The sequence below is a fragment of the Catenulispora yoronensis genome (genome assembly GCF_039531695.1).
In the GTDB taxonomy this organism is placed as follows: domain Bacteria; phylum Actinomycetota; class Actinomycetes; order Streptomycetales; family Catenulisporaceae; genus Catenulispora; species Catenulispora yoronensis.
Genome location: NZ_BAAAQN010000026.1, coordinates 1 through 14882, shown reverse-complemented (window position 1 = coordinate 14882; position 14882 = coordinate 1). Strand labels below are relative to the sequence as shown.

Below are 14882 nucleotides of genomic sequence, written 5' to 3'. Positions count from 1 at the left end.
CCGCGCAGGATGAAGCGGAACGCGGCGCAGGCCGCGGTGGTGCGCCCGGGCACTCGCCGGACTGCTCGTCGGATCCTGCTGCCCCCCAGCGGATCCGGCGCCGGCGTGTGCCCGGGTGGTTCAGGGCGCCGGGTTCGGCACCAGCTTGGCGAGGTTCGCGTCCAGTTCGCGCGCGATCACCGCCGAGACGCGGCACATCTTGGCCAGCGCGGTGAAGTAGGAGTCGACGACGACCAGCGAGCGGTCCGAGAGGTCCCGGAACTCCCAGAGGCCCTCGTTGATCGGCGGGTAGTCGGTCGGATGCTCCGGCGGGAAGGCCGCGTGGCCGTTGGTGGCCACGGCGAACTCGTTCCCCGCGACTTCCAGCCGGGTCCCGAATTCGTCCAACGACGCGCTGTTCGCCTGCAACTGGTCGGCCATGACCACCATCCCTCGTCGTGCAACCCGTGAGCGGCGTGTCCCCGCAGCCGCCACGTTTCAAGATCACGGAAACCGTGCGACGGTGTCAACGTTCTGTGATTGAACATCCGGTGACGGCACGGTGCCGATTCCGGGTGCCGGGTCGCCCGTCCGGGGTCACGACCTGGCGACGGCGGTCTGCGCGGCCGTGGCCGCCATCGTCTGCAGCAGGGTCGCGACGTCCTGGCGGGAGATGGCGTGGGTGTCGATGTTCACGGTGAGGCGGACGCTGTCCGTCGAGTCCTCGACGTGCAGGAACAAGGGTTCGAAGCTGGGCTCGTCCTGGCCGAGCACCCACCGCAGCTTCGGCTCCGCGGCCGTGTCGATGACGGCGGCCAGGTCGGCGTCCGGAACCGGAAGGCCCGCGTCCCGGCTGGACCGGCGGTCGTTGAAGTAGCACCCGGTGTCGATGGCCGTGCCCCGTTCCCGGGCCACGCGGGCGCGCAGCTCGACCATGTCGTCGTGATCGAAGTACGCGTACTTGTACGCGGCCAGCGCCGCGCGCCGGGCGCGTTCCAGCACCTCGGTGAACGGCAGCCCCGCGACGTCGAGCACGCAGATCCCGCCTTGCGCCAGCGTGCACACGACGGAGGCCAGCCCGGGCCGGAACCGGTTGCCGACAATGGGACGCACGACCACCGGCGAGATGCCGGCGACGGCGTCGAGCGCCGCGCCGAACAACGCGAGCAGGACCGTGGTGCTCTCCATGTCGTGGCGAGCGGCGATGGCGTGCACGGCGGGCAGCATCGCCGCGGACTCGAACTCCGCCTCCCAGTAGCGCGGTAGCTCAGGCTCCTGCGACGGGGGGAACCGGATCGGGGCGATGGTCCGCAGGGCCGTCTCCCAGTGGCGCATCGCCGCCTCGTTCTGCCGCCGTCCGGGCGCCGAGGCCTGCCACTGGGCCTGAGCCAGTGGCTGCATCCCGGTGATCGGGGCGCTCTCGCGCACCGCGACCTCGGTCATCAGCGTCACGGCGCCGGTCGCGTCGGTCGCGAGGTGGCTGATCAGCACCACCATGTGCGTGAGCCGTTCCCGGTGCCGGACCAGCCCCATCCGCACCGGCCATTCGGTGGCGAAGTCCATGGGGGTGTCGCGGTAGCGCGCGTGGATCGCCGCCGCGACGGCGTCGGGGTCCTCCTCGCCGCCGGTGTCGAAGATCTCCAGCGCGATCTCGCCCTCGGCGTGCACGACCTGCCGCACGCCGTCCTCGTCGAAACGCAGCCGGGTGCGCAGCGGCTGGTAGCGGCCCATCAGGTAGGCGAGTTCCTCGACGATGTCCTCGATCGTCGTCTCCGGTGTCAGCTCTTTGACACCGCCCAGCGGGATCCAGGTGTTCTGGGCGACGATCGCCGACCAGTTCTCCTTCTGCCCCCACGACAGGGCGGCCTGCCCGGATCCCGTTCCGTGGAACGCGACCGTGATCTGATCCGGGGTCCGATCCGGCATGGCAGTCATCGACCAGTCCTCCGAAGTCGCAGGCGCGTGAAATTTCGTTATGCAGATGTTTTCTTGCGCCCCCCAAGCGCGTATCCGTCACAGTACTGGCGGGAACGCGACTATGGAACGCTCGGCGCGGGTACGGCCACGGGCCCGGGGTGAGGGATTACCCCGCCCTTTGACCGCGCGGCAACGATTCCGCCATCTGCTCAACTAGGCTTTTCGCAGGGTTCTGCCTTCGCCCGCGCGGCTGTGCGGAAACCGTTACTGACCTGGCACTTGGCGGGCCTGGGGTCCGTAGATTCGGAGGGTCGGATGAACGACCTCGGTGTCCTCAAGAACGATGCGCTCTCCCTGTTCGACCGGGTGGCGGCGAAACTGCCGGCGGACGCGGGTGAGCAGACCGTGCGGCGGCTCGACGCCGCCGAGCGCCGGCTGCGGGAATCAGGCTCCGTACTGGTGGTGCTGGGCCAGTTCGACAAGGGCAAATCCATGCTGCTGAACGCGCTGCTGGAGGAGCCTGGACTGTTGCCCGCCGCCGACGGCGCGGCCACGCGGCTGACGGTGACCGTCCGGCCCGGACCGGTCGAGCGGATCGTGGTGCGGCTTGCCGATCCGGACGGGAGGCGACCGGACGAGGAGCGCGAGATCACCCGGGCCGAGATGGCCGGCTACGTCCTCGAGAGCGCCGAGCCCGCCGCCGACCGGGCCCGCGCCACCGAGCTGGTCGTCGAGCTGCCGAACGCGAAACTCGGCGAGGACCTGACGATCCTGGACACCCCCGGCACCGGCAGCCTGTTCAGCGGGCACGCGATCGCCACCCTCGGGGTGCTGCCGATCGCCGACGCCGTCCTGTACGTGACCGACGCCCTCCAACCGTTGCTGGCCTCCGAGCTGGCGTTCATCAAGCAGATCGCCGAAGGGCTCGACCTTCCCGCACACCCCGGCCGCCTGCTGTTCGCGGTCACCAAGACCGACCAGGCCACCGACCCCGCAGCCGCCGTCGCCGACCTGCGCGACCGGCTCAAGGAGGTGCCCGGTGCGCAGGACGCGGTCGTCGTCCCGGTGTCGGCGCGGCTCCGCCTGATCCATCTCGCCGACGGCGATCCGCAGGACCTGGCGGCGAGCAACCTGACGGCTTTGGAAGCGGCGCTGTGGCCCGCGGTCCGCGGGGTACGGGAGCGGCTGCGGCTCGGCACGGCCCTGAACGAGCTGGGCGCGGTCGTCGACGAGCTGGCCCAGCCGTTCGAAGCCGCGCTCGGCGTGCTCGCGGCGCGGGACGCGCAGCACCAGCAGTCCTTCGACGAGGCCGCCGAGGCCGCGCTCGCCGACCTGGCCGCGAGCACCGAAGCCGCCGAGCAGGTGCCCGCCGAGGTCGCCGATCTGCTCGCCGCGCACACCGAACGGCTCACTCGGGAGGCCGACGTCCGCCTGGCCCGGTTGTGGGAGGACCTGCGCGACGAGTACCGGAGCGACGCAAAACTCTGCGACGACCCGCAGCAGCTGATGGACCTGCTCGCCTCCTGGCTGGCGCTGTTGTCCACCGATCTGGGCACGGCGGCGGACAAGGCGGTCGCCGGGGTCCGCGACGAGATCGTCGAGCGCTTCGGGCACCGGGTCCGGGCCCGGCTCCAGGCCCTGCTGCCGGCCGCGCCGATGCCCGAGCCGTTCGTCCCCGGCGCCGGCGCCCACAGCCGGCCCTCGCCGGTCGAGATGCTGGTCCGCGCCGCCGAGGCCGCCGCCCAGGGTGCGCAGCAGGGGGCTGATGCCGCCGACCGGCTGAGCGCGATTCTGGCGACGGGACTGGTGCGGAACCTGGCGCCGGCCCCAGGCACGATGACGGTGACGCTCGCCGCCGAGCTGCTCAAAACCTTCCAGGGCAAAACGGCGGACCGCGAGGATCCGGGTGCTGCGAAGCTCCGGATGGTCGGCACCATCGTCGGCGCCACATTGGCGTTCGTGGGCGCGCTGAAGAACGCGCTGGGGCTGGCGCGCTCGGAGCAGATCGCCGCGCTGGACAAGTTCTTCAGGGATTGGGAGCCCGACCTGCGCGCGTTCTTCGCGGAGTCGCTGGCCGAGCTGATGGAGAGCCACGCGGCGTCGATCGGCACGCAGCTGCGGGTGTTCCTGGAGAGCCGGAGCGAGGCGGCGCGGCAGGTGGTCGCCCGGATCGAGGCCGCGCGCGGCGCCACCGACCGCGGGGCGGAGCGGGCCGAGGTGGAGGCGCGGCTGGAGGAACTGCTCGTGCTGGGCCGCGAGATCGACCGGATCGTTGCCGCCGCCGGGCTCGGGCCGGCGTGACTGGTTCGGCGATGGGTTCTGTGCCGGAGCTCGCGGTCTCGGCCGTCCGGGTCCGCGCCGAGCAGGCCCTGGCCGCCGTCCTGGAGCGGTTGCCCGCCGGGCCTTCGGTGCTGCGCCGGACCCTGGACTTGGAGGCTGAAGCGCTGCGCGGCGCGATGACCGTGGCCGTCGCAGGCATGGTCAGCACGGGCAAGTCGACGCTGGTCAACGCATTGCTCGGCGCCGATCTGCTGGCCACCGGGTTCCGCCCGGTGACCTACGTGCCCGCTCTGCTGCTCTACGGCGACCTGCAGACGATCCGTGCCGACCGCAAAGTGATCACGATCGAGGAGCTGCGTGCCCTCTCGGACCGGGAGACCGCCGGACCGCAAACGGGGATCAGGAAGTTCGAGATCGAAGGCCCCTGGCCGGCGCTGCGGTGGTTCGACCTGATCGACACGCCCGGCTTCGGCTCGGCGTACGACGCGGACGACTCCCGGACCCTGGCCGAGCTGGTCCGGGCCGACGCCGTCGTCGCCGTGCTCAAGACGGCGAACCTGTCCGCCGACGAGGCGGCGGTGCTCCGGCGTTTCCAGGCCGGCGAGGGCGCGCGCGGGCCGCTGTCGCCGATCAGCTGCCTGGGCGTGCTCACCATGCTCGAAGGCCGCTGGCAGCCGGAGACCCCCGAGCTCGATCCGTTGCGCGTGGGGGAGCGGGACGCGCAGCAGATCATGAAGCAGCCCGAGGCCGCGCGACTGCTGTTGCGGGTCTTTCCGGTCTGTTCCATGGTCGGCGCGGCCGCTGCGACCCTTGATGAGACGGATTTCGGTGACCTGGAAGAGTTGTCGAAGGCTCCGGTGAGAGTGCTTCTCAAAAGCCTGATCACCGTGGAGAAATTCGGCGGCGCCGAACTGCCGGTCTCCAGCGAGCGGCGCCTCGCGCTTGGGCACCGGTTCCGGCCGTATGGTATCCACCTGGCCTGCGGCCTCATCCGCGACGGCGTCGACTCGGTCGAGCAGCTGCGCACGGAGCTCGACGCCCGCAGCGGCCTGCCCGAACTGCGATCCCTGCTGGTCAACCATTTCGGCCGCCGCCGCGATCTGCTCAAGGTGACCCGCGTCGTCACCCGAGTCAGTGCCCTGAACACCGACGACCTCTCCGCCGACGCGCGGGAGCGCTTCGCCGTCGACAGCGCCTTGCGTCGCGTCGCCGACTTGGTCCGGGACGACCAGGACCTCGCCGAGTACGAGGTGCTGACCCGGCTTTACGACGGACGACTCGTGGTGCCCGAGGACCTCGCCCAGGAGTTCCGACGAGCGGCCGGCGAGCATGGAGCGTCGGTGGCCGACCGGCTGAACCTGACGCCGTCCACACCATTGGCAGTGCTCGAAGCCACCGCCTTGGACCGGCTGGCCGCCAGCCGCGATTCGCTCCTGGTCCTGGACCCCCACGCGGTCTCCGTCCTGCGGGCCATCGAGCGCCGCTACGAGCTGATCGTCCACCGGGTCCGGACCGCGCGCGCCCTGCTGGAGGACGGGATATGAATCCGGGAACCCTGACCGAGCCGGTTCTTGTTGTCGATCTCGGTTTTTCGAACACGACGGCGCTCTTGCTGTTGCCCTCCGGAGTCGAGCGTCTTCTGACGAACGCTTCCAGCAGCTTCGAATGGCCCACCGCCGTGTTCCGTACGGACGACGGCTGGCTGGTCGGGCACGCGGCCGAGCTCCGGAAGCTGGACCGCCCGGCTGCCTACAGTGACCGCTTCAAGGGGATGATGGGTACCGGCGAACCCCTGACGGTCGACGGAAAGCCCTATCGCCCCGAGGAACTGGCGGCCGAAGTGCTCCGCTGCCTCGTGGACACGGCGGCCAGGACGTATGGGATCACACCGCGCCGGTTGCTGATCACCGTGCCGCACACGGCCGACAAGGCCTGGCACGACGCCACGATCAGAGCCGGGCAGTCGGCCGGTTTCCGTGACGTGGAACTGCTCAGCGAGCCGGAGGCGGCGGCCTATGGCGTGTACGCGGCGCGCACAGCACGTGATCCATACGCCGCGCCCTGGCCCAAGGGCGCGCGGATTCTTGTTTACGACCTTGGCGGCGGCACCTTCGACGTCGCGCTGCTGCGGGTCGGCGACTCAGGACCCGAAGTGGTCGACCACTCGGGTCTGGATTCGGGCTCTGGTGCGGACCGGGTGGATCTGGCGGTGGCCGCGGGACTGAAGGCCCACCTCGATGCCTGGTTTGTCGAACATTCTCACGTTCCGCGTGAGGATCCCTATCTCACGGCTGCTGTGAAGGAGCATGCTCGCAAGCTCAAACATCAGCTCACTGACACGCCGGTGGCGGAGACCAGGATCTATCCGGCACCGCTGTATTCGATCTCTCGCGACGACCTCAAGAAGGCCGCCGATCCGCTCCTGGCGGAGACGATGGAGTGTTGCCGGGCCCTGCTGGCGAAGCATGACCTGGATGTGACGGATGTCGACGCCGTCTTCATGGTGGGCGGTGGCAGCAAGATGCCGGCCGTGGCGCCGACGCTCCGGCACGTGTTCGGTGTCGAACCCCAGGTTGCGGGCGACCCGGCGCAGGCCGTGGTCGTCGGTGCGGCGCAGTGGTGCCGGGACGCGGCGCGCTGGGTCGACGCGCCAGGGCCGTCCGCGGGTGTGGTTCCCCTGCGCTGGACGGCTCCCCAGCCCCAAGCGGTGTCCTGCCTGACCCGCTGGCTGGTGGAGCCGGACGAGTGCTTCCGGGCCGGCGATGTGTTGGCGATGATCCGGCTTGCTGGCGGCTCGTTGCGCGAGTACAAGGCCTCCTCGCGGGGCCGGATCCTGCGCCGGCACCTGGATGAGGGCCAGGACCTGTTCGACGGCGACTGGATCCTTACTACGTTGGCCCCGGCCGGCGCCGAGGACTTGTGTGAATGGTCCGGGCCCATGTGGCGGATCCAGGCGCCGGTGACGGCGTCCGCGATCTCGCCGAACGGCACGCGAGTGGTGCTGGCCGTGGCGGCCGGGCCTTCGCATGCACGGTTGCTGATCGTCGACGCTCATAGTGGCGCGGTGGTGGAGGAGGCCGAGTTCTCCGGGCGGGTTCAGGCTGTGGCCTGGGCTCCTGATGGTCGGACGGTGGCCTTCGGCGTGATGGCGGAGGCGGGGCCCGAGATCAGGCTTCTGATGGAGAGCGGCGAGACGCAATCTTTTGCGAAGGTTGCCGGAGCGGTCAACGCGCTCGCTTTCGCGGCGAACGGTGCTGTGGTGCTCGCGGGCAGCGGGAAGGGCGAGTTGCACCGGATCGAGACCGGGTCTCGCGCGATGACGACGGAAACGCTCATGCGCAGTATCGAGTCGCTGGCCGTGCACCCGTCGGGCGCCTTCTTTGTCGCTGCTGGAGCGGACGGGCGAATGGCGGGTCGGCTGTGCGTGGTGCCGTTGGACCGGAGGCCGAGGCCGGCGCCGTTCAGTTATCCCGGGCCGATCGGGCGGGTGCGGTTCGGGCGCGATGGCAGTGAGCTGATGGTGGCTTCTGAGGATGTTCTGGAGTTCTTCGGGTTCAAGACTGATCTGACGCGGGTCGATGTTCGTTCTGGGACGCCTACTGGGTGGGTGCGGGCGGTCAGCGGGGGGATCGGGGCCTGGCAGACGCCGGACCGCGCGGTTCGCGTCGCGGGGGAGGAGGGTTCGGGGGGTGTGGAGATAGCTGGGCGGAATGTTCAGGATTTGGAGTTCAGCCCGGATGGGCGGCGGTTGTTGGTTGTCGGGCAGGAGGCTGTTGAGCTGTGGCGGCTTACGCGGGAGGGGGCGGGGTGACCGAGTCTGCTGATGATCTGAAGGATGCTGCCGCGACGTTGCAGCTGTTGTGGGCTGAGTACGACGCGGCGGTGAAGGCGGAGGGGTTGGCTGGGGAGGGTGCGGGGACCTCGGCGAGCGTTGGGGCCGGGGCCGGGGCCGGGACTGGGACTGGGACTGGGGCTGGTTTTCGTGCCGGGGGTGGAGGCGCGGATACTGTCGATGTGGCGGGGCGAGTCGTTCGTGCGCTCAAGACCGCCAGCCACTCGGTTTTCTCGTCGGATGCCGAGCGTGCTCGTGCTGATGCGGTCACCGATGGCATTGAGCAGATGGTCGAGAGCCTGGCCCGATTGGTCGATGAGCACCGGACTGCGTTGCGGAACAGCCGGACTGCGATCGCGGGGATCAGGGATGAACTCGCCGCCTTTGAGCCGGCGCAGCGGAATCGTGGGAAGCACGCGGCATGGAGCAAGGTTGATCAGGATCTCGCAGACCTCGAACAAGCGTTGGCCAAGGCTTCGGCCAAGCAAGTTGGGAAGATGCTGACTGATGCGGTCGGCACCGGCCTACGGGGGCTTTCGCAGACTGTGCCGGTGCCCGGTCAGGCTGCTGGTCCGGGGCAGTTGTTGCCCTGGATCGAGGACGAGGTTCTGCTTCGTACGCTGCATGAGTTGGTGAAGGCGGCGTTCGCTGCGCCTGGTGCGTTCGACGAGCCGATTGGTGTTCTGAAGCGGCAGCTCAAGGCACATGGCATCGTGGTTGTCGAGACAGTGACGGACGATTCGGCGGCGTGTTTCCTGTTTCATTTGGATGATCGGCTTCCGGCGGGGGCGGTGCGGGTTGATGAGCCTGCGCTCGCTCGCAAGACTTCCGGGCGGGACTTGGTTCCCCTGCCCGGGCGTAAAGGTCTGGCCCACCAAGGTCCCTTCGATATTGGCCCCGAGGTGAAGTTATGAAAGCGGTCAGGTCTGGGAACGACGTCACGATCGTCGGTTTCGACTTGGGGCACGGTGATACCGCGTTGTCGGTGTTGTGGCCGGGATCGCGTGAGCCTGAGAGTCTGCCGGTGCCTGGGGCGGGTGAGCGGTTTCCGACGGTGATGGCCGTCTATGCCGACGATCCGAGTGCTCCGCTTCCGATCGAGGAGCGGATCAAGATCGGGAACATCCTGGATGGCGGGGTCGTCGAGGATTTCTTCATTGCTTTCAAGAGCCCTGATTTAACCGACAAGACGATGACTCGCGGAACCACGCTCTTTGTACGGCAAATACTGTGGCTCCTTGACAGGGCCGCCGTGCTGCCGCCGGGAACCCCGGTCCGCTGGGTCTTCGGGGTTCCGTCGGGGTGGAGTGATGAGACGCGGGAGAGATATCGGAGGCTGTTGGTCGATGCTTGCCGCGGGGAGGTTCAGGTCGTTGCCGAATCGCGCGCGGCTTTGCACCATGCCCGCCAGTCCGGAGAAGTTGGGCTCGGTCGGGACACGGGTCGGATCCTCATCATCGATCTTGGATCCTCGACGGCGGACTACACGCTCGTGACCGGTCTGGAGTCCGACGCCTGCGTCGTCGACGACGGGACAGCAGTTGGTGGGTCGGTGATCGACAAGGAGATCCAGCGGCGGTCGGTCGCGGCCTACAAGGAGCGGCTTGGTAACGCCCCCGAACTGGTGGACGAATATCTGATGGAAGCCGGTCGTAGTGGGCTGTTGGAACTCAGATGTCGTATGGCCAAGGAGGACTTCTTCGGCAACAGGCCACCGGCGACCCCGATCGACAGCTACCCCTTGGTGGAAAGCAAGGTCAGGCTGAAGGTCGGTTATGCCAGCGAGACCATCGAGGTCCCCATCACGCTGACGCCGGAGACCATGGAGGACGTCTTTGCCACGCCCTTGCCGGAGCTGGGTATGACTTGGCGCGAGGCGTTCGAGCGAGACCTGTCCGCCATCCGGGCCCACCTGAAGGAGGAGGCGCCAGAGGCGATCGTGATGACCGGCGGTGTGTCACGGATGACCTACGCCCGCCAAGTGGTGGTCCGCGTCTTTCCTGAATCGAAGGTTGTCCTCGGGACCGAGCCGCAGCTGGCCGTGGCTAAGGGCTTGGCGATCCTGCGCCGGCGACAGGACGAAGTCGCCAAGTTCCGGCAGGAGTGCTCCGCCTATCTGGACGGACCCGAGATCCCGGCCCGGATCGACGAGGAGCTGCCGAAGCTCGCCGCCGAGTTCGGACGGATTATGAGCGCCGGGCTGGTGGCGGACCACATGATCCCGGCGGCGATGAAATGGCGGGAGGCGGAGCTCGACACCATCGCCGACATCCAGGACGAAGTGCAGCGGACCTTCCTGGAGCATCTGGCCTCTGACACGGTCGCGAGCGAACTCCGGGCAGCGGTGAGCAGTTGGACCGAGGATCTCGCCAAGGACATCAACCAAGAGATTCGCAAGATCTGCGAACGGACCGGCGTTCCCGCGGAGGTGCTCGCGGTTGCTTACCAGCCCACGGTGGGCAAGCCGATCGAAGCCGACAGCGAGATCGCGCAGAAGATGGCGCTCGACATCTATAAGCACATCAGCGGATGGATGATAGGCGTGGTCAACACTGTCGCGGCGGGTGTCGCGGTGGTCGCGGTGGCAGTAGTGGTCGAAGCAGTGGTTGCCGCGTTCGCTGCGGCTGCCGCGACCGGCGCGGCCGTCAATATCTGGGATCCGGTGCTGGCGGTCGCTCTCTTGATGATCGCGGGGGCAGCCGGCCTTTCCTTGGTGGCGCGCAGTGTCAGGCGGCGAGCGCTGAAGAAGGTCGAGACCATGCGGATCCATCCCAAGGCGCGGCACATGGTCAGCGAGAAGCGGCTCCAGGCCAAGATTGAGCGTGAGGTGCGGAAATCCTCGCCTGAAGCAGCCATTGTCCAGGAGGTCGGGAGAGGCTTCCTCGAAGAGAACACTTTGTCCATTTGCGCTTCGGTTGTCGACGACTTCCGCAGTCACGTGAAAGCCGCTGCGGACCGCGCCGAGATGCTCGTCCGGCCGAATCGAGACGTGATCCGGCTCCACGCGGCTGACCCGGGGTCTACTCCGCGATCCCCCGGGTCAGCATGACGAGAGTGACGAACGTCCGGTAGAGCCGGATCGGATCGTCGTCCACGAGCCGGACGACGGTCGGGTCGGTGGGGTCGGTCGGGTCCGCCTCGACGCGCTCCAGCCACGTCGCAATCTCGGCCAGGTCGGGATTGCGCATGCGGACGGTGAGCGTCGCTGGGAGCTTGAGTTGTGGGGCTGGAGGTGTTGGGGAGTCGCGCAGGGCCGTGATCGCGTCGGTGGCGGCTTGAGCGATCAGCCGGACGGCGCGGGCTGGGTGCAGGCTCTCGGCGGCGAAGCGCGACACCGACTGTTTGACCACCGCCGCGTGCGCGTCGGGCCAGTACGGCCGCAGCTCGGCGGCCGTGGTCTGGTCGCCGGTCACCAGGACCACGGGGACGCCGTGGCCCAGCGCGACCAGTGAGTTGATGCCCGACTCGCCGGCCAGGACGCCGTTGAGCCGGACCTCGGCGATCGCCGCCGGGTTGTAGGTGTGGGACAGCGTCGCGGGGCCGGCGGAGGCGGAGCCGTGGTAGGAGACGAAGAAGATCGCGTCGAACGAGTCGTCGAGGCCCTGCATCATGTAGAGCGGTTTGTGGCGGCCGGAGAGGTAGGAGGCCTCGCCGGACAGGTGTTCGGGGCGCAGGTTCGCCATCCGGCCGTGGGAGTCGTTGACGAGGAACTCGTGCGGGCCGCCGGCCCGGTTCGCGCCGTCGATCGCGGCGTTCACCTCGTTTTGCAGCAGGTCCCGGTAGTGCTCGTAGTCCTGCCGGCCCGGTCGGCACTGATCCCAGTCCACGACGCCGGCCGTGCCCTCCATGTCCGAGGAGATGAAAATCTTCACGGCACTCCCTTCGTCACACTTCCGCGCCGCCGTTCGTCAAGGTGGCATGAAGCTCAACAGTGTTTCCGGACTGACCTGCGAAGTCGCCGACCTCGACCGTACCGTCGCGTTCTACGAGAGCATCGGATTCCGTGTCGGTAAGCGGGACGAGGCCCAGGCCACGTGTTACGTCAACTGGTTCTGGATCACGTTCCTGGCGACGGGGGCGGCGGCGGACGGGCCGGTCGCGGTCGGGCAGGGCCGGGATGTTCATCTGAAGGTCGACGATATCGACGAGGCGTATCGGGAGGTTCTCGCGGCCGGGCACAAGCCGGAGGGGGAGCCGGGTGCGCGGAGGGGCGGTGGGAAGGAGTTCGTGGTGGCCGACCCGGATGGCTACCGTTTGGTTCTCTTTTACAAGAAGTGACCAGTGACCAGTGACCTTGGCGGTGGTGGCCTTGGTGTTGGCCGAGGCCAGAGCCGTGGCGGTAGCCGGGTCCGGGGCGGGTGGGGCGGGTGGGCTGGTTCAGCGCTTGACGGCGACGCCGGCGTACATCGCGATGTCCTGATCCCGGACCGGCGCCGCGTCGGCGTCCGGCCGCCAGTGGTGCACCAGCGTGACGCCGGGGTCGAGCAGGTCGAAGCCTTCGAAGAAGGCCTCGGCCTCGGCCTTGTCGCGGACCTGCAACGGGATGCCGCGCGCGTTGTACTCCCGGCTGACGCCGCCCACGCCGACCGGGTCGGTGTCGCCGGTGAACACGGTCACGGCCAGGAAGCTGCCGGGCGCCAGGGCGTCCATGAAGCGGCGCGCGATGCCCTGGGGATCGTGCTCGTCCAGGACGAAGTGCACGATGGCGATCAGGGACAGCGCCACGGGCTGGGAGAAGTCCAGGACTTCGCGCAGCTTGGGGTTGCCGATGATGGACTCGGGGTCGCGGAAGTCGGCGTTGACGTAGCAGGTGCGGCCTTCGGGCGTGCTGGACATCAGGGCCCGGGCATGGGTCAGCACGATCGGGTCGTTGTCCACGTAGCCGACCCGGGCCTCGGGGGCGATGCCCTGGGCTATCTCGTGCACGTTCGGCGACGTCGGGATGCCGGTGCCGATGTCAAGGAACTGCCGTGCTCCGTGCTTCTCGGTGAGTTCGCGCACCAGGCGGTGCATGAAGGTCCGAGTGGTGCGCATGGAGATCGGCAGTGAGGGCCAGGCCTCCACCGAGGCGTGCGCGGCGATCCGGTCCGCCTCGAAGTTGGTCTTGCCGCCGATCAGGTAGTCGTAGACCCGTGCGGAGTGGGGTACGTCCATCCGCAGGTCGACGGAGGGGTAGTCGTCCTGCGCTGCCTGCTCGGCCTGCGCTGCCTGCTCGGCCCCGGCGTCATTCGCCATGGTGTGGTGCCTCCCGGTATTTCTGAGCATGGTTCTCGGGGCGTCGTGATGACGATCCTTGGTGCGCATGTTAACGATGTTCCGGCTTTAACGCAGGGGGCTCATTCGGGGTGGAGGTGGTGGGGGTGGTGACGCGGGGTGGGGTGGCGGCGCGGGGGCCCGTTGTCGGATGACAGGAACGCCGACATCTTGTGAAATACCGGGTGATGTGTGGTGATTAGGGTAGTTTCGGTCCCGACCAGTCGGCTTCATCCTGGGAAAGGGCACTTCATTGAGCATCATCCGCAGCGCCGGCGCGAAGCTCCGCCGGACCGGTGTCGTCGCGGCCGGGTTGACCGCCGCCGTTCTCGTTTCCGGTGTCGCGCCGGCCAACGCTGTCACGTCGCAGCACCGTGCGGTCTGCGGTTCGCCGGGGTTGGAGATTCTGACCGGCATGCCGGGGAGCTACAGCTGCGCGCCGGTGCCGTATGGGCCGCAGGTGCAGGCGGCGGGGCGGGCGTTGGTTGATTGGGCGAATGCCAATTTGCCGGAGCGGAGCCCGCGGCGGCACTTCCGTGTTGTTTCTGCTGCTACGCAGGTTGTGGCGGGGACCAACTACAAGCTGTTGGTGTTCGTGTACGGCGAGCGCGGGCAGACGGAGGCGCTGGCGGGGACGGTGTATCGGGCGCTGAATGGGACTATGACGGTTAGTGATGCGACGGCGGTTGTTTTGAAGGGCTGAGGGGAGTTGTTGGGGATGGGATGGGGTTATGCGTGTTGACTCATCATGGTGAGTGATAGTGAGTGATGGTGAGTGGTGAGTGGTGAGTCGGCATGAGTCGGGCGTTCGTTGCGGGCCAGGTGGTCGGTGGCGGACGCCCGGTTGGTGTTGGGGTGGGTGACGTTTAGTGGCGCGCGGCGTCCAGGATTATTTTGACGACGGCTTGTGGGTCGGCGATCGCCACCGCGTGGGAGGCTGGCACTGTTTCGATTGATGCCCCCGCGCGTTTGGCCATGGTGATTTGTGCTGATGGCGGGATGGTGTTGTCGGCCAGCGTTATCAGCGCCCAGGCCGGTACGTTGCGCCAGGCCGGCGGGCCGGAGGCGGCGTCGCGGGCGGTGGTGGAGAGTGGGCGCTGGGTTGTGGCGAGGTCGGTGGCTTGGTTGGTGTCGATGTCCGCGGCGAATACGGATGAGAAGTGTTCTTCGGCGATGTAGATGTCGGTGTCTTGGGTGGGGAGGGGGACGGTCCAGGTTGTGTCTGGGCCGAGCAATGATCCGGGATTTTCGTTGAGGATCGCGCCGAAGCTTTCACCTTCATCGGGGAGGAAGGCAGCGATGTAGACGAGCGCTTTGATGTCGGGGGCTCCGGTCGCGGCGTTGGAGATCACTGCGCCGCCGTAGGAGTGACCGACGAGGACTATGGGGCCTGCGATGGCGTCCAGTATTGAGCGGACTGCGGCGGCGTCGTAGGCGAGACCGCGGAGGTGGTTCGGCGCGGATGTCACCGGATAGCCGAGTTCGCGGAGGAGCCGGATTACGGGGAGCCAGATGGTGGAGTCGGTGAAGGGGCCGTGGACGAGGACGATTGTTGGTTTTGGGGCGTAGGCGGTGGTCGGGAGAAGTCGGATCGTAGCCATGTCGTTCTGTGAGGCAAGGG

The 14882-nt window shown here is 68.1% G+C and carries 11 protein-coding genes; 7 read left to right on the top strand and 4 right to left on the bottom strand.

Going from position 1 to position 14882, the window contains the following annotated elements; translation table 11 throughout:
• Positions 1-120: 120 nt before the first annotated feature.
• Positions 121-420 carry a hypothetical protein gene (locus tag ABD481_RS21710; RefSeq protein ID WP_344667548.1) on the bottom strand — a complete coding sequence of 100 codons (300 nt, stop codon included), beginning with the start codon at positions 418-420 and terminating at the stop codon, positions 121-123.
• Positions 421-576: 156 nt separating this feature from the next.
• The gene (locus tag ABD481_RS21705; RefSeq protein ID WP_344667547.1) at positions 577-1914 is read right to left on the bottom strand and encodes a condensation domain-containing protein; all 1338 of its coding nucleotides are present in this window, start codon (positions 1912-1914) and stop codon (positions 577-579) included.
• 297 nt (positions 1915-2211) lie between these two features.
• On the opposite strand from ABD481_RS21705, the gene ABD481_RS21700 reads away from it, so the two are divergent.
• The 5 genes from ABD481_RS21700 to ABD481_RS21680 all read left to right on the top strand — a co-directional run bounded on the left by ABD481_RS21700 (position 2212) and on the right by ABD481_RS21680 (position 11057).
• Entirely contained in the window at positions 2212-4197 is a 1986-nt protein-coding gene (locus ABD481_RS21700; RefSeq protein ID WP_344667546.1) for a dynamin family protein, read from the top strand.
• A gap of 11 nt (positions 4198-4208) precedes the next feature.
• Positions 4209-5720 (top strand): dynamin family protein, encoded by a 1512-nt coding sequence (locus tag ABD481_RS21695; protein ID WP_344667545.1) that lies wholly within the window; start codon positions 4209-4211, stop codon positions 5718-5720.
• Complete coding sequence (locus ABD481_RS21690) at positions 5717-7987, top strand: Hsp70 family protein (protein ID WP_344667544.1); 2271 nt, start codon at positions 5717-5719, stop codon at positions 7985-7987. Before ABD481_RS21695 ends, ABD481_RS21690 begins: the two co-directional genes overlap by 4 nt.
• Before the next feature lie 203 nt (positions 7988-8190).
• Positions 8191-8922, top strand: a complete 732-nt coding sequence (locus ABD481_RS21685; RefSeq protein WP_344667543.1) for a hypothetical protein — start codon at positions 8191-8193, stop codon at positions 8920-8922.
• Positions 8919-11057: an Hsp70 family protein gene (locus ABD481_RS21680; RefSeq protein WP_344667542.1), complete on the top strand. Its 2139-nt coding sequence runs from the start codon at positions 8919-8921 to the stop codon at positions 11055-11057. Before ABD481_RS21685 ends, ABD481_RS21680 begins: the two co-directional genes overlap by 4 nt.
• Here the strand turns inward: ABD481_RS21680 and ABD481_RS21675 are convergent.
• A complete protein-coding gene (locus ABD481_RS21675; protein WP_344667541.1) occupies positions 11029-11880 on the bottom strand; it encodes a M55 family metallopeptidase in 852 nt (283 codons plus the stop codon). The two genes, ABD481_RS21680 and ABD481_RS21675, sit on opposite strands and share 29 nt — an antisense overlap.
• On the opposite strand from ABD481_RS21675, the gene ABD481_RS21670 reads away from it, so the two are divergent.
• Entirely contained in the window at positions 11855-12286 is a 432-nt protein-coding gene (locus ABD481_RS21670) for a VOC family protein (protein WP_344667540.1), read from the top strand. The genes ABD481_RS21675 and ABD481_RS21670 overlap by 26 nt on opposite strands.
• A gap of 99 nt (positions 12287-12385) precedes the next feature.
• Here ABD481_RS21670 and ABD481_RS21665 read toward each other — a convergent pair whose 3' ends face one another.
• Entirely contained in the window at positions 12386-13243 is an 858-nt protein-coding gene (locus ABD481_RS21665; RefSeq protein ID WP_344667539.1) for an SAM-dependent methyltransferase, read from the bottom strand.
• 271 nt (positions 13244-13514) lie between these two features.
• Here ABD481_RS21665 and ABD481_RS21660 point away from each other — a divergent pair, with 271 nt between their 5' ends.
• Positions 13515-13964, top strand: a complete 450-nt coding sequence (locus ABD481_RS21660; protein WP_344667538.1) for a cystatin family protein — start codon at positions 13515-13517, stop codon at positions 13962-13964.
• Positions 13965-14882: the final 918 nt, after the last annotated feature.